Here is a 15,379-nt window from a genome sequence, read left to right on the forward strand (position 1 = left end):
GGCTTCGGCCGTGCGCCGGACCGATCCTCAGTGGTCTAGGTCACCTGCTTTCCGGTCTGGTGTCACGCGGTCACGATGAGAGATCACCGCTCACCAGGAGAATTCGTGTCTTTCTCCAAAAGCTACTCATCGGGCTCGTGTCCGCCGGCCTGCTCGGTCTGACTGTGCCGCCGTTGGCCCAGGGCTCACCAGCTCCGGCGGCTGTGCCGGCAACCGGCCACTGGACCGAGTCGGCCTACGCCCGATCGGCGGACGACCTGGCGGTTCGCGAGTATGCCGACGGGTGCACCACTATCGTCCCGACTCGGTCACCGCCAACTCGACCAGCTAGCTCGAGCGTCGCCTCGCCGCCTGACCGCGCTGGTCCACCCAACGAATCGGCGGCCGACCGTTACGGCCGGCCGCCGATCAGCGCGACAACCAGAGCTTGGCCCGGGTGGTCGACGAGGTCAGTAGACAGCGATCTCGTCGACGAAGACCCAGTCGGCCGCGGTGCCGACCGCGTACTTCTCGTACTCGACCTGCACATACCGGGCGGTCACCGGCTGTACGTCGATCCGGAACCACTGCGCCGATGAGACGCCCGCCGTCCCGACCGGGGTCAGCGCCGTCGGGGAGTTCCCGGCCAGCACCCGCACGGTGTCGGGCGAGTACTTCGTCGCATTGTCGAAGTTGTCTCGGATCATCACCTTGGTCAGTGGTTTCGCCGTCCCGAGGTCGATGGTGACCCGCGCCGTGCCGGTCGAGCCGACGTCGAAACGGTATCCGTGACTGAGGCCGTCGTCGTGGCGCCCTGCGATGATTCCGTCCGTCGATTCCCGGTTCCCGGAGTCGGGATACCACACGTGCGGTGCCGGTGCCTTCGTGTACGGCGCCGCGCTCGCCAGGTTGGCCGGCCCGGTGCTCGCGTAGACCTCGATCTCGTCCACCAGCATCACCGACGCGGTGCTGGTATAGGTCTTGTGGAAGGTGATCCGGACATACCGGGCAGCCGTCGGCGGGAAGTCCAGGTCGTACCAGATGCCCGCTTGATCATTGGTTGTCCCCGGCAACCACCCGCGCTGGTGGTAGGTGGTTCCATCGGTACTTGTGGACACCGTGACCTGGTCCGGACGGTACCCTGGATACTCTTCGTAGGCGTGAATCCGGGCATTGTCCACGACTCGGCTGGCGCCGAGATCCACCGTGACCGTGGCAGTGGTCTGACCGGCGCCGAAGCCGTAGGTGCGACCGTCGCTCCAGGCGTCGGCCAGCACCCCATCGGTCGACTCGAAGCCGCTGTCCGGCTGGTTCGACGGTGCCGGTGAAACGGTGTAGCTCCGGCCACCGAGCAGGTTCACCTTCGTCAGCGGCGCACCGGCCACCTCGACGCTGTCCAGCCCGTAGGTGGAACCGGTGGCACCGATCTGGATCCGGATCAGCCGGGCCTTCGCGTTGAGTCCGACGAAGTCGTCACTGCCGTTGCCGCCACTGGTCGTGGCCGCGGTTGTCCAGCGGGCGCCGTCGTACGACGTGAGGATCTGGTACGTGCCGGCGTACTGCGTGGACCAGTTGAGCTTCACGCCGTCGAGCTGTGTCTGCCTGCCGAGGTCGAGTTGCAGCCACTGAGCCCCGGTGCCGGCCGGCCGCCACGCGGTGGTGGCGTCGCCGTCGACCGCCTTGGCCGGCTCGCTGCCGGGCGTCGAACTCGACGCGCTGGTGCTGGTGTTGCGGGCCAGGTCCGGCGCGATCGGCCGGCCGGCGGCGGCGTCAAGGACCAGTTTGCGGATCCTCGCCTGGTACTGCGTGTCCGGGCTGTACTTGTCGGCTGTCTCGGTGAGGGACGTGGCCAGGTCCCGGGCCAGCCCTGGGTTCATCCGGCCGAGCAAAGCCAGCGTCTCGTAGTCCTCGATCCCGTCCCGCAGTGACTCGTAGCGGATCGACGACTGGATCGTGTTGTTCTCCTTGTCGGGCCAGACGATGTAGTGATCGCCCTTCTCGTTGACTTCGTCGAGGTTCGCCAGCCAGCCGTTCATCGAGTAGTGCAGGTAGCCGTTGGCGCCGCGGGAGTAGGCGTACCAGCCGGTCAGCCGCTGGTTGAACTGTGGCTGGTCGATGAAGCGGTTGAGGTAGTTGGCGACCGGAATATTGCAGTTGTAGAGGTAGAGATCCTTGCCCTGGGCCCGTAAACCGTCCCAGTGGGCCCGGTTGGCGTCGTAGTTGAGCATGTTCGGCACCATCACCGACATCTCCGGCGCCAGCCGGCTGGCCCACGGCTCGTGGAACGTCGCGTCACCCAGCCGGACGTCGGGCCAGTGGCTGCGGACACGGGCGGCGATGCCCCGCCAGGCGGTCTCCTCGTTGTCGCCATGCGGCTCGTCCCCGATGTGCATCCAGTACTTGAGTTCGTCCGTCCAGCGTTTGGCCGCAAGGTGCTCGCGCAGCGCGGGAATGAACTGGTCGATGAAGTTCCTGGCCTTGGGGGAGTCCCAGTTCGCGTAGTTGCGTTGTCCCCGGCCAGAACCACTCGGGCGGTCGATGATCTCCACCTCGCGAACGCTGTCGAAGGGCCGCCCCCAGTTGTCGGTGTCGGCGGAAACCCAGAACCCCTCCAGGCGCTTGCCAACGCCGGCGGCGACGAAGATCTGCACCACTTCATCGAACCGGCTCCAGTCGAACTGGTATCGCCCGGTGGCCGAGGTGTTGTCCGTGACTGTGGTATTGCCGTCGAGCAACAAGCCGACCAGTGGCAGGGTGATCGTGTTGGTCCGGTGCCGCTTCATCTGTACGGCGAGCTTCTCCATCAGCTCCCGCCACTGCGGGGTGAAGCGCTGGTACTGGTACGTCTCCTCGATGGTCTGGCCGTTCGGCTTCCAGGACAACTCGCCGGCGAACGTGTGCCACAAAGATGTCTCGAACACGCCGTCTTTGGGATCTGGAAGCGTCACCGCGCGAACGTCCACCGAGAACGGAACCAGCAGTTCGCCCTTGCTCGTCGCGATCTTCGCGTGCCCAGCGTAGACACCCGCCGGAAGCTCCTTCGGCACGGCCACCGTGAGCCAGATCGACTGGCTGGTGCGGGCGGGGACCGCCATACTGCGGGCATTGGACAGTGGATCCGGGAAGTCGCCGGGGGCCTTACGCACCACCGGGTAGAGCTCCTGCCCCGCGAACCGGGTGTTGCGGTTCAGGTACTTGTAGCCGAGGAAGGTGTACGAGAGGTTCGCCGCGGGGATCGACGTGGTTCCGCCGGTCAGCGGCGAGAAGCTGACCGCGTCGATGCTGAACGCGGCCGCCGAGCGGAGCACGACCTGAGCGCTTTCCTCTTCGTTGCGGGCCGCATCCAGCGTGATCCTGCGGCCGGACTCCTTGGTGGGCAGGGAGTTCCGAAAGACGCTCGTACTGGATGGCTCGGTCCAATGATCCACACCGGGCAGCGCCTGGGCACGGATCGAGACCGGGCTCGTGGGTGCCCGGGCGGCGTCGGCGACCGGTGTCACGGTGGACACCAGCGCGGCGGCAAGCACGAGTCTGATGACAGATCGCATGACAGCTCCTTCCAGGGGCAGCGCGACCTGACACCGGCGGTGCGGCGGCCACCTCGATGCGACCACCATGGACTGCCCCCGCCAGGCGGTCCATGAAGCCGCCTAGACCACTGACCAGGAACCGTCGTCGCCCGGTGGTCAGCTTGCTCGCGGGCCGTCGACGTTGAAGCTGCGCAGGATGTGAGGGTCGGTCATCCGTGAGATCGCCTCGCACACGATCGCCTGGACGATCAAAGCTCCGGTGACCGTCGAGGTCGCCCCGTACGGGGGATCGCCTTCGAGTGCGGCATCGCCCGGCACCCCGCAGTTGTCGATCACCACATCGGCGACGTCGTACAGGCGCCGGCCGCCCGGTGCACGCGACGGTACCGACGCCGAGTGGGCTCGCGACGTAACAGCAATCACCTTTGCGCCGCGGGCGCGACTGCCGGCGGCGAACTCGACCGGTACGGCGTTGCGTCCGGAGTTGGACGCGATGACGACGACGTCGCCGGCCGCGATCGGGTGATGGTCGAGCAGGATCCCCGCCAGACCGGGCAGCCGTTCGAGGGCCGAGCTCTTCCGGGCGCCCTCGTGCAGCATGAGGGCGGGTTCGAGCACCGCGTGGACCTCGGCAAGACCGCCGGCGCGCTCGTAGAGCTCCTCGGCGAGGAGGTGCGAATGCCCGGTTCCGAATGCCCACAACCGATGACCGTTGCCCAGCGCGTCCGCGACCATCGCCCCGGCGGCTTCCAGGTGGAGCCGCTGACTGGCGACAACCCGTTCGACGATTCGGAGAGTGACTTCGATGTATGTTCCGGCGCTCACTTCTGCTCCTTCGGATCGGCTGTACGACGGCGCCCGGGCGGCGCACGTCCACCGGACCGGGAGAAGGGCCAGTAGACGGAGGAGCAACCATGGACGGCAAGCAGCGGCGCAACTTGCAGTAGACCACTGGCGGTGCACCAACCGGTGAAAACGCTTCGACGAGACCTGAAAGGATGGACCTCGGACTCGGCCGGTGCTAAAGAGAAGCCATGCGAAGTTCGCTGCCCAGCAAGGCGGCTGAGATCCGGGCTCAGCTGCTGAACCTGATCGGCTCCCTGCCGGAGGGAGCCGCGCTGCCGCCTGAGCGCGAGCTGGCCGAGCGCTGGCAGGTGGCGCGGATGACGCTGCGCCGGGCGATGGACGAACTGGTGGTCGAGGAGTTGCTGGTACGCCGGCATGGCAGCGGCACATACACGTCGCGGCCCAAGGTCGCCAAGTGGCTCGGCATGATGTCGTTCTCCGAGGTGATCCGCCGGCGCGGGATGAGCCCCGGCACCCAGGTGCTGGAGTTCCGGCAGGTGCGGTCGGAACGCGCCGTCGCCCGTCGGCTACGGATTCCGGTGGGCGACCCCATCGTCACGTTCACCCGGTTGCGGCTCGCCGACGACGTGCCGATGGTGGTGGAGCGGACCGCCCTTCCCGGCGCGTACGTTCCAGGGCTCGCGGCAACCGATCTCGGCGGATCGCTGTACGAGCTGCTGGACCAGCGGTACGGGATTGAGCTGGTCAGCGGCACCTTGAGGCTGGAGCCGGCGACGCCCGACAGCAGGACTGCCGGGTGGCTCGGCATCCCGACCACCCAGCCGTGCTTCGCGCTGCACGGGGTGAGCTTCGATCGGCAGGACCACCTCTTCGAGTTCACCACGGCCGTGTACCGCGGCGACCGGTACGCCTTCACGGCGGAGTTGCGGATGCCCACACCGACGAGGTTGTCCAGGCGCGGCGGCTGACAGGGAAGTGGTCTACCCGGCTCGCTTTACGGGCAGACGCCGGCTCCGGGACAGTAGCGGCACGCGACGTCTCAACGAAGCGAGGTCAGCACAGTCCGATGGTGGCGATCCCGAGTGGTGTGTGGGCGGTCTTCGGCTCCCCTGGAGCCTTCACCGCCGAGCTGGCCCGTGCCGAGATTCCGCACGAACTGTGCGAGGATCTCGCCGGTACCGGCCTCGAGCGGTACGACGCTGTGCTGGTCCTGGCCGACGGCGGTGCCGACCCGGTCCGTCTGGACGATGCCGCTGCCGGTGCGCTGACGGCATGGCTCCAAGCCGGCGGCACGGCGTATGTCGAGTACGCGGTCGACGGCGCCGGTCTGCTGCCCGCGGCCGTCGGCCCGGTCCGAGACGTCCGCTTCGACCGGATCTTCGGGGCCGCCAGCCTGTCGCTCGGCCTCGAGCCGCTGTCCATCCTCGACCCGCGCTCGGCGAAGATGCTGCCGGTCGGCAGGCCCGTGGACGCGACCGAGTTGCTCACCTATGGGAAAGTAGCGGGCACGCATCGGGCGCTGTTCGGGCCACCAGAGGAGAGCTGGCCGGCCTTGCTCGAGCTGCCCGTGGGCACCGGCCGGCTCCTGTACGCCTCGACGGCGTTGAGTTGCTGGGAACACGGGCGTTACCGGCCGGCCCTGAGGTGGCGGGCTTTGATCCAAGGGGTGCTCGGTTCCTTGAGCGGCCGGCTGCCGCGGGAAACGATCGAGGTGTTCACCGAGCCGCGGGTCTGGGTCGCGAGCGGTGAACCGGTGCGGCTGGTGGTCCGATCGAGTACGCCGCCGGAATCGGATCTGCCGCTGACCGCGGAGGAGCCCGGGCGCTACGTGTCCGAGCCCATGATCCTGCCCGACGGTGATCACTCGTTCGAGATCGGTGACACCAGCGCCGTGCTGACCGTCGGACCGCGCGCGGAGCGGTACCGCCGCATGGTCGATCGCGGTATCGACTGGTTCCACCGGGCCGGGTTGTTCTTCGGCGCGCCAGACGGCTCGGCCGGCGTCGCCGAGGGGTTGTCGGGCGAACTCGGTCCGGACGGCCGGCCGCAGATCCGCCCGGTGCACCGCGGTGACGGATACGTGCAGGTCGCGTACGCCTTCGGCCAGTACGCCCAGCTCACCGGACAACCGGGGCACGCGCTGATTGCCGGCAACCTGATGGCAGTCGTCGAGGACCGGATGCAGCTCACCGACCTGAACCCCCTCTACGGCTCCTTCGAACCCCGCGGGCCGCGCACCGACCTGACCGGGACGAACAACCTCTTCGCCGACGACAACGGCTGGATGTCGCTGTTCGCGTTGCTGACGGGCCGAACGCTGTCCGGTCTGCGTGGGATCGAGTCGTTGCTCCGCACGGCGAATACCGCGCTGGGGCTCCAGCCAGACCCGTGGCGGACGCCGTCGACGATGCTGGTCCAGGGCTGGGACGAACTCGCCCGGACACCGATCGAGAACGGCCTCGACCTGTCCTCCCACTGGCAGAGTTCGGCCCTGTCGGCCTACCTGGTCGGCTACGGCACGACCGGCGATCCGCGGTACCTCGACGTCGCCTGCCGCGGGCTGGACCACCAAGCGGCGGCATTCCCGCGCACCAGGCTGGAGACGAGTCGGACCTGCGAAGCGATCCGGTTCATCCTGCCGCTGGCCGGCGGCTACCACTACACCGGGAATCCGTTGTACCTGGAGACTTTGCGGAAGATCGGCCGATACCTGGCGAGCAAGCAGGACAGCAATGGCGGCTTCGTCGAGTGGGACGGCAAGTGCCCGGCGAGCAACGAGGCGTACGGCGTCGACGAGGCGGCGATCTTCGCCGCGAACGGGGATCGCGTCACCGACCAGCTCTACGCCTCGGGCTTCGCGGCCCTGTCGTTGCCGATCGCGCACCGAGTGACTGGCGAGGCGATGTTCGGGGATCTCGCCACCGGCATCCTGGACTACCTGAGCCGGATCCAGATCAACGACGGCGAACCGCGGCTGGACGGCACGTGGATGCGCGCGTTCGACCTGGACGCGTGGGAGTACTACGGCAGCAACGCCGACGTCGGATGGGGTCCGTACTGCGTCGAGACCGGCTGGTCGCACGCGCCCACGCTGATCGGCGCGATGCTGCAGCTGACCGGTGCGGACTTCTTTCCCCCCGTGACGAGCGCACCCGAACCCGTTGCTACCGTCCGAGCCGAGTTCGCGGCGATCGCCGCCGGCCAGTGGACCGAGCCGACGTTGCAGCGTCGTGCGGACGGCGCGATCATCCGCACCCAGGGCGGAGTGGCCACGGTGCTCGGAGGGCTGATCGCCGCGGGCCCACCGGTCTGGGTGGACAATCCGGCCGACGGCACGGTGGAGGTCTACGCCCGGGGCGCGGACGGCCACCTTCACCACAGCTATCTCGACCGCCGGCTCGGTCAGGGCCGCTGGCAACAGGTGGGGGAACTGCGGATCGCGGACGATCCCTCCGTTGTCTACAACCCCGGCGCCATGGAGGTCGAGGTCTACGCCCTCGGCACAGACGGCCTGATCCACCACACGTCGATGATCGACGTCCGCGGCGGTCACACCCCCTGGGAGCCGGTCGGTGACCTGCGGTTCACCGCATCGCCCGCGGTCCGCTACGACGAGGAGCTCCGCACGGTGCGCTTGACGGCACGGTGCACCGCCGGCCGGGAAAGGCGGACCATCAAGGCGAACCGCTGGCATGTTCCGTGGCAGGACCACTCCACCTGGATCACCGCGTGATCACCGTGGCGGTCGACGGAGGTCAGTCGTCGCTGCGCCTGAAGATCTTGCCGGACGGTGTGACGGGTTGGGGCCCGGGCTACGTGCACGGCCGGAACGGCGTTCAGGCCATTGTCGACGCCGTCCGCCGAGCCGCCGATCAGGCCGGCCTCGACGGCCGCCCGGTCGCGATCGCCACACTGGGCCTCACCGGGTATCCAGGTGACGCGGCGGCCAGACAGACCCTGGCAAACGGCTTGGCACGAGTCCTGCACGCCAACGAAGTTCGGCTCTGTGGAGACATGGTCACCGCACACGCGGGTGCGTTGCCCGCCGGGTACGGAGTCGTTGTGGCTGCCGGAACCGGCACCGTCTGCCTCGCAGTCGATCGCGACGGATCGTGGCACCAGGTCGACGGGCACGGCTACCTGTTCGGCGATGCGGGCAGCGCGTTCGCGATCGGCCGGGCCGGGATCGTCGCGGCCCAGCGTGCCCGGGACGGCCGGGCAACGGTGACCACCCTGGCGGAGGTGAGCGCGAGCCCGGCGAAGCTCTACACCTCGACCACCGTCGTGGCTGACGTGGCACGCTTCGCTCCAGTCGTCCTGCGCTGTGCGGCCCTGGGCGACATCGTTGCCCAAGGCATCGTCGCCGGCGCGGTCGCAGACCTCGCCGAGACGATCTCCACCGGGGTGCGTGCGTTGCGCGGAACCGACCGGGTGCCGGTCGCGTGCGTGGGCGGCCTGTTCGCAGCGGGCGAGCAACTGCTCGGGCCGTTGCGCAGCGCCCTCGACTCCCGCGCGTTGCTGACGCCACCCGCGGGGGCCTCACTCGACGGAGCGCAGCGACTGACCGACGGTGAGGCGCGGCAATACGCCGGACTGATTGATGTGTACCACTTCGACGCCGATCCCACCTCGACTTCGAGAGAGCCATGATGAACCCTGTGCTTGCGCCCGGCAACCTGGTGGTGTCCTGTCAGGCCCAGCCGGGTAATCCCTTGGCGGATCCGGCCGCCATGGCGCTGATGGCCCGGGCCGCGGCAGCCGGCGGCGCCGGAGGGATCCGGGCGAACGGGCCTCGCGATATCGTCGCGATCCGGTCCGTGACCGATCTGCCGATCATCGGCATCCACAAGCGGGGCGACCCGGCCGGGGTATTCATCACGCCCACCCTCGACGACGCGGCCGCCATCGTTCGCGCGGGCGCCGATCTCGTGGCGGTCGACGGCACCCGCCGGCCACGCCCGGACAGCCGGACGCTGGCCGAGCAGATTCGTGGGATCCACGAGGAACTGGGCGTCGGGGTCATCGCCGACGTCGACGACCTACGGGCCGGCCTGGCCGCGCGGGAAGCCGGCGCCGACCTGGTGGCCACCACGTTGTCCGGCTACACCGGCGGGGAGGTCCCGGGCGGGCCCGACTTGGACCTGGTCCGGCTGCTGGCCGGCAAGGTCGACTGCCCGGTCATCGCCGAAGGGCGGATCCGGACCCCGGACCACGTTCGGGCGGCCTGCGAAGCAGGGGCGTACGCCGTCGTCGTCGGTTATGCGATCACCAACCCGATGGACATCACGGCCCGGATGGTCCAGGCGATCCCGGACCGGGAAGTGGTCTAGCGAGCTTGCTCCGGGGCACTTTTCCCGGCCGGGCCCGTCGGTCATCGTATGACCCACCAACCAGGAGCAAGGGATCACCACCATGAGCGCACAGCAGCCTTTTACCGGACGGCCCGTCGAGCGTCGCACGTTGCTCCGCCTCGCCCTCGCCGGGCCCGTCGCCGGGCTGACGGCGGCTGGGTGTGCGAAACCGGCCGGTGACGCCGCCGGAGCGCCGACCACCGCGATCTCCGCGACCGTGCGCGGGGACGCGCCGCTGGAGTTCTTCAACTTCGACGGCGGCTTCGGTAAGGAGTGGACCAACCTGCCACTCGACCTGTACCGGCAGAAGTACCCGCAGGCGGCTGTGAAGCTGACCAGCGGTCAGCAACTTCCGCAACAGCTGCAGCCGCGGTTCGTACAGGGCAACCCGCCGGACCTGATCGAGAACGTCGGCCTCGACACGGCGTCGCTGGTCGGCCAGAACCAGGTTCTGGAGCTCGAGTCGTTGCTCGGGGCACCGGCCTGGGACACACCGGGCAAGACGGTCGCGGCCACGCTCCTGCCCGGTGCGGCGGACGCTGGCCGGTACGACGGCAAGAAGTTCGCGATGCCGTACACGTACAACCTGTCTGGCATCTGGTACAGCAAGCCCCTGCTCGATAAGCACGGCTGGCAGTACCCGAAGACCTGGGACGAGATGATCGCACTCTGTGCCCGGATCAAGGCGGCCGGACTCGCGCCGTGGACATACCAGGGGAAGTTCCCCGGGTATCTGACGGTGCCGCTGCTGATGAGCGCGCTGAAAGCCGCCGGTCCGCAAGTCGCGGTCGCGGTCGACAACCTCGAGCCGAACGCCTGGCGCCACGAGGCTCTGGTCGAGGCGGCGACGCGCTACCACGAGGTCGCCGCGAAGGGGTACCTGTTGGACGGCACGACCGGACTGTCGCACACCCAGGCGCAGACCTACTGGGCCCAGGGCAAGGCCGTCTTCATCCCGTGCGGGTCGTGGCTGGAGAACGAACTCGGAGCTGTCGTACCGAAGGACTTCGGGATGACGGCAGCCCCGGCCCAGGGCCTGTCGGCGGCCGACAAGTTGCCGTTCGAGGCGATCAGCGGCGGTCCCGGCGGGGAGCTCCTCGTAGCGGCCAAGGCGAAGAACCCACAGGGCGCGCTGGAGCTGCTACGGATCATCCTGTCCAAGCAGTCGATGCAGAACTTCACCCGGCTGACCAAGTCGCTCACCGTGGTGAGCGGCGCCGCGGACGGGTTGGACCTGTCACCGGCCCTGACCTCGATGCGGCAGGTGATCAACGCGGCCGGCTCGCACGTGTATCCCGACTGGTCGTTCCGGACCTGGTACAAGAAGCTGCTCAAGGCATCCGATGACGCGACCGGTGCGCTGATGGCCCGGGAGCTGACCCCGCAGCAATGGAGCAAGCGGATGCAGGACGCTGCGGACAGGACCGCGAAGGACGCGTCGGTCAAGAAGTTCAGCCGCTGATATGCACCACGGTAAGTACCGGTTCCTCGGCAGCCTGCTGCTCGTCCCGCTGGCTCTGTACGCGGTCTTCGTGATCTCGCCCTACCTGCAAGCCTTCTCGATCTCGCTGACCGACTGGCAAGGCATGTCGGCCGCGTACCGCTATATCGGTTTCGACAACTTCGGCGCGCTGTTCGAGGACCCGGTCTTCTGGATCGCGCTGCGGCACAACGCTTTTCTGGTCCTCACCATCCCGGTCATCGTGGTGACGCTCGCCCTGGGCTTCTCGGCGTTGCTGAACTACCGCGGCGGCGTCCGTGGCTCCGGGTTCTACAAGGTGGTCTACTTCTTCCCGGGCGTACTGTCGATCGCGGTCGTCTCGGTGCTGTGGCAGTTCGTGTACGAGCCCCGCAACGGGCTGTTGAACGGTCTGCTGGGCTCAGTCGGCCTGGAAGGACTGGAACAGGTCTGGCTCGGGGACAAAGAGGTCGCGCTGGGCGCGATCACCGCCGTCGTCGTCTGGGGTGGGGTCGGCTTCTACGTCGTGCTGTTCACCGCCGCGATGAGTTCGATCCCGCGGGAGATCTACGAGGCGGCGCTACTGGACGGTGCCGGGCCCTGGCAGGCGTTCTGGCGACTGACCCTGCCGTTGATCTGGGGCACGGTGCAGGTTGCGCTGGCGTACCTGATGATCGGCGCGATGGACATGTTCGCGCTGGTGAAGATCCTCTCGGTTGGTCCGGGTGGCCCGGACAACTCGACCCAGGTCATCTCGCTCTACATGTACGAGAGCGCCTTCACCTACGGCCAGTTCGGCTACGCCTCCGCGATCGGCGTCACCCTGTTCTTCCTGACCCTCGTCCTCACCCTGCTCGTCTTCCGGCTGTCGCGCCGGGAGCGGGTCGAGTACTGACCGGAGCACCAGATGACCGCCATCCTGCAGACCCGTCCCGCCCCCGTGGTGGCCCCGCCGGAGCATCCGGCCGGCCCCAGGCACCGCGTCCGTTTGCTCCGAGGGGCCTCGCAGGGCTTTCTCGCCGTCTGGGCGGCGATGGTGGTGTTCCCGTTGCTGTGGGCAGTGCTCAGCTCACTCAAGACCGATGCGGAGATCTTCACCAGCCCCTGGGGATTGCCCGCCGTTTGGCGCTTCGACAACTTCGTTCGCGCCTGGCAGGAAGCGAACGTCGGCCGGTACTTCATGAACAGTGTCATCGTGGTCTGCAGCGCGGTGCTGCTCACCTTGCTGCTGTCGTCCGCGGTCGCCTACGCGATCGCCCGTTTCGACTTTCCCGGCAGCCGGATCCTTTACTTCATGTTCGTCGGCGGCATGGTCTTTCCGGGCTTTCTCGCCCTGGTGCCGCTGTTCTTCGTGGTCCAGGGCCTCGGCCTGCTCAACACCTATCCGGGGCTGATCCTGGTCTACGCGACGCACGGCATGTCGTTCTCCGTGTTCTTCCTCACCGCCTTCTTCCGCACGCAGTCCAAGGAACTGGCCGAGGCCGCCCTCGTCGACGGCTGCTCGCACTGGGGCGTGCTATGGCGGATCATGTTGCCACTGGCGCGACCGGGCCTGGTCAGTATCGGGATCTTCCAGTTCCTCGGCATGTGGAACGAGTATCTGCTGCCGCTGGTCCTGAATACCGAGGAGAAGCAGTACGTGCTGACCCAGGGGCTGGCCAACATCGCGGTAACCCAGGGCTACCACAGCGACTTCTCCGGCCTCTTCGCCGGCCTCACCATCTCGATCCTCCCGGTGCTCGCGGTCTACTTGCTGTTCCACCGGCAGATCAGCACCGGGATGACCACCGGAGCGCTCAAATGACCTTGTTGCTCGCCGCGGCCAGTCTGGACGTGACGCCGCCACCAGGCCACCCGATGGACGGTTACGCCGGTCGCTCGGACCCGGCGACCGGTACGGCCGACCCGCTGCTGGCGACCATCGTCTGGCTCGGCACGGCCGACGATCCGGGAGTGTTGTGGCTGAGCCTGGACGCCGTCGCCGTCAGCGCCGAGCTGACCGCCGAGCTGGCGGCCGCCGCGGGCGTGGCTGCTGGCATCCCGGCCGATCGGGTCTTGGTGTGTGCCTCGCACACGCACTCCGGTCCAACCGGCTGGTCCGGAACGATTCATCCGGTACTTCCCGCCGAGCATGACCCCGCCCTGGCCGGTGCTCTTGTTTCGGCGGTCGAGAGCTGTCGGCTGAACCGCCGCCCCGTGACCGCTTCCTGGCACTCGGCCCGGGTGGACGGCCTAGGTACCAATCGGCACCGTGTCGACGGACCACACGACGCCACCGCGGGAATCCTCGCCTTCGACGACCTCAACGGCTCACGGGCCGCCGTCCTGCTGGACTTCGCCTGCCACCCGACCGTGCACGGGCCGGAGCACCTCCGCTGGTCGGCGGACTGGCCAGGCGCTGCGCGGGACCGGCTGGCCGTCCCGGTCGTCGGCTTTCTCCAGGGATCGGCCGGCGACATCAGCACCCGGTACACCCGGACCGGGCGCGGCGCCGCAGAGGTCAGCAGGCTCGGCGGCCTGCTCGCCCAGGTCGTCACCCGCGCGCTAGCCGGCGAAGGTCAGCCCCTGCCCGCCGTCGCACCGCGCGTCCGACGGACGAGGATCGCCGTCGCTAGGCGCCGATTGCCGCCGGTGGACGAGGCGGCTGCGCTCCTCGCCGTTGCGGAGGCGGACGTGATGCAGGGTGAAGGACCCGCCGCGCGGGCGACCCAGACCCGCTTGGACGGTGCCCGCGGGCAGGTGGCGATGGTCGCCGCGGACCTGCCCGCGAAACTCGAGCTGCCCGTAAGCGTGGTGACGCTCGGTCCGGTGGCCTGGGTCCACCTGCCGCTCGAGCCATTCGCCGCCCACGCTCTGCAGCTTCAGGCAGCTAGCCCGTACCCCGTCACCCGACTGATCGGCTACACCGACGGCTACTTCGGTTACCTCGTCGATGCCGAAGCCGAACGCAACGGGTTCTACGAGGCGCTCATCACCTACTTCGACACCGCGGCGACCGAGCATCTCCTCGACCAGATCCTCGCTCTCCTGCACAACCAGCAAGACGGCTGACACAGGTCCGAGGCCCCAGCGCAGCACCGATGACCGCTGTTCCCGTCAATATCAGTTCCGGGAGCCGGCGTTCCGGGGCGCCGTACGGCTCGATACTCGTCCGTGGCGCCGGCATTCAACGGCCAAGCAGGTGGATACGACCACGGCGTCGGGCAAAACCACCGGCGGACTCAGTCAGATGTCGCAATCCGTCCCCGGATGCCGATGGCGGGCGCCGGCAGGTAAGTCGTGGCGCCCGACCACCTCCTTCGCACCCAGACCGCCCGCCGCTGCCGGAGGCCGGTGTCGCGAGACGGCAGGCGGCCTGGATGGGGCGGCTAGTGGAGGGTGTAGGTCGCGACTACCGGGAGGTGGTCGGAGGCGAGAGTGGGGAGGACGGCGGCGGTTCGGGGGTGAAGGGTGGGACTGTGCAGGAGGTAGTCGATCCGCTTGGTCGGGTTTTCCGCTGAGATGGTGTAGCCGGGCCCAACCCCGACCTCGACCCAGGTGTCGCGCAGGATCGACGTCAGGGTGGTGATCGGACGCGCCGTCGGTACGGCGTTGAGGTCGCCCACCAGCAGCGTCGGCTGATCCGATGAACCGACCAGCGCGGCGATACGATCCGCCTGCTCCTGGCGTTCGGCGTCGTTGTTGTGGGTCAGATGCGTGTTGGCGAAGCGGATATCCCGCCCGCGCACGCGAATCGTTGCCTCAAGCAACCCGCGCTGTTCCTGCCCCGGGTACTTCGGCAGCAACGAATTGCCCGACGCCTTGATCGGATAGCGCGACAGGATCGCCGTACCGTACTGGCGACGCGGTGCGCCCGGGGTGAGCGGATCGAGGTCCAGGTTCGCGGCGTACCGGACGTGCATGTGCAGGCGTCGGGCCAGCCAGGCGGCCTGGTCGACCCATTCACTGCGTTCGCTCCAGTGCCGGTCGACCTCCTGCAGGCCGATCACCTCGGCGCCGGAGTCCTCGATCACCTTGGCGATGCGTTCGAGATCGAGTACGCCGTCGACGCCCTGGGCGTGATGGATGTTGTACGTCATCACGCGGATCGACCGCACCCCGGCCGACGCGGTCGTCGGCACGATCATCAGCAAGGCGGCCACCATCGCAACAACAGACGGCACCGCAAGGACGTTAGGCCTCGCAAAAGCGGTAGGCCCTGCAAAATAAGGGAATCTGCGCATCGGCCCATCGTTGGCCGGGCGAGCGAACCC

General features: G+C 68.2%; 11 protein-coding genes. 8 read left to right on the forward strand and 3 right to left on the reverse strand.

What is annotated here, in order from left to right; all coding sequences use genetic code 11:
- Positions 1-449 precede the first annotated feature (449 nt).
- On the reverse strand, positions 450-3,527 hold the full coding sequence (locus ACFFGN_RS23065; RefSeq protein WP_380051156.1) for a glycoside hydrolase domain-containing protein: 3,078 nt from the start codon (positions 3,525-3,527) through the stop codon (positions 450-452).
- 138 nt (positions 3,528-3,665) lie between these two features.
- Positions 3,666-4,334, reverse strand: a complete 669-nt coding sequence (locus ACFFGN_RS23070; protein ID WP_380051158.1) for an SIS domain-containing protein — start codon at positions 4,332-4,334, stop codon at positions 3,666-3,668.
- Positions 4,335-4,543: 209 nt separating this feature from the next.
- On the opposite strand from ACFFGN_RS23070, the gene ACFFGN_RS23075 reads away from it, so the two are divergent.
- The 8 genes from ACFFGN_RS23075 (at position 4,544) to ACFFGN_RS23110 (ending at position 14,177) form a co-directional block, all read left to right on the forward strand.
- Positions 4,544-5,284 carry a GntR family transcriptional regulator gene (locus tag ACFFGN_RS23075; protein ID WP_380051160.1) on the forward strand — a complete coding sequence of 247 codons (741 nt, stop codon included), beginning with the start codon at positions 4,544-4,546 and terminating at the stop codon, positions 5,282-5,284.
- 101 nt (positions 5,285-5,385) lie between these two features.
- Positions 5,386-8,049: a PLL family lectin gene (locus ACFFGN_RS23080; RefSeq protein WP_380051162.1), complete on the forward strand. Its 2,664-nt coding sequence runs from the start codon at positions 5,386-5,388 to the stop codon at positions 8,047-8,049.
- Entirely contained in the window at positions 8,046-8,966 is a 921-nt protein-coding gene (locus tag ACFFGN_RS23085; RefSeq protein ID WP_380051164.1) for an N-acetylglucosamine kinase, read from the forward strand. Before ACFFGN_RS23080 ends, ACFFGN_RS23085 begins: the two co-directional genes overlap by 4 nt.
- Entirely contained in the window at positions 8,963-9,646 is a 684-nt protein-coding gene (locus ACFFGN_RS23090; RefSeq protein WP_380051166.1) for an N-acetylmannosamine-6-phosphate 2-epimerase, read from the forward strand. Before ACFFGN_RS23085 ends, ACFFGN_RS23090 begins: the two co-directional genes overlap by 4 nt.
- Positions 9,647-9,728: 82 nt before the next feature.
- Positions 9,729-11,129 carry an N-acetylglucosamine/diacetylchitobiose ABC transporter substrate-binding protein gene (ngcE, locus tag ACFFGN_RS23095; protein WP_380051168.1) on the forward strand — a complete coding sequence of 467 codons (1,401 nt, stop codon included), beginning with the start codon at positions 9,729-9,731 and terminating at the stop codon, positions 11,127-11,129.
- A gap of 1 nt (position 11,130) precedes the next feature.
- A complete protein-coding gene (locus ACFFGN_RS23100; protein ID WP_380051170.1) occupies positions 11,131-12,021 on the forward strand; it encodes a carbohydrate ABC transporter permease in 891 nt (296 codons plus the stop codon).
- 12 nt (positions 12,022-12,033) lie between these two features.
- Positions 12,034-12,930, forward strand: a complete 897-nt coding sequence (locus ACFFGN_RS23105) for a carbohydrate ABC transporter permease (RefSeq protein ID WP_380051172.1) — start codon at positions 12,034-12,036, stop codon at positions 12,928-12,930.
- Positions 12,927-14,177, forward strand: coding sequence for a hypothetical protein (locus ACFFGN_RS23110; protein ID WP_380051174.1), 1,251 nt, complete (start codon positions 12,927-12,929; stop codon positions 14,175-14,177). Before ACFFGN_RS23105 ends, ACFFGN_RS23110 begins: the two co-directional genes overlap by 4 nt.
- Before the next feature lie 317 nt (positions 14,178-14,494).
- Here ACFFGN_RS23110 and ACFFGN_RS23115 read toward each other — a convergent pair whose 3' ends face one another.
- On the reverse strand, positions 14,495-15,289 hold the full coding sequence (locus tag ACFFGN_RS23115) for an endonuclease/exonuclease/phosphatase family protein (RefSeq protein ID WP_380051176.1): 795 nt from the start codon (positions 15,287-15,289) through the stop codon (positions 14,495-14,497).
- Positions 15,290-15,379: the final 90 nt, after the last annotated feature.

Origin of the sequence: Kribbella deserti, assembly GCF_042434725.1 — a bacterium.
Lineage (GTDB): Bacteria > Actinomycetota > Actinomycetes > Propionibacteriales > Kribbellaceae > Kribbella > Kribbella deserti.

Excerpts from the sequence above, each read along its gene's own strand:
- ACFFGN_RS23110 (WP_380051174.1), top strand. The coding sequence starts at position 12,927 with ATGACCTTGTTGCTCGCCGCGGCCAGTCTGGACGTGACGCCGCCACCA.
- ACFFGN_RS23100 (WP_380051170.1), top strand. The coding sequence starts at position 11,131 with ATGCACCACGGTAAGTACCGGTTCCTCGGCAGCCTGCTGCTCGTCCCG.
- ACFFGN_RS23105 (WP_380051172.1), top strand. The coding sequence starts at position 12,034 with ATGACCGCCATCCTGCAGACCCGTCCCGCCCCCGTGGTGGCCCCGCCG.
- ACFFGN_RS23075 (WP_380051160.1), top strand. The coding sequence starts at position 4,544 with ATGCGAAGTTCGCTGCCCAGCAAGGCGGCTGAGATCCGGGCTCAGCTG.
- ngcE (WP_380051168.1), top strand. The coding sequence starts at position 9,729 with ATGAGCGCACAGCAGCCTTTTACCGGACGGCCCGTCGAGCGTCGCACG.
- ACFFGN_RS23065 (WP_380051156.1), bottom strand. The coding sequence starts at position 3,527 with ATGCGATCTGTCATCAGACTCGTGCTTGCCGCCGCGCTGGTGTCCACC.
- ACFFGN_RS23090 (WP_380051166.1), top strand. The coding sequence starts at position 8,963 with ATGATGAACCCTGTGCTTGCGCCCGGCAACCTGGTGGTGTCCTGTCAG.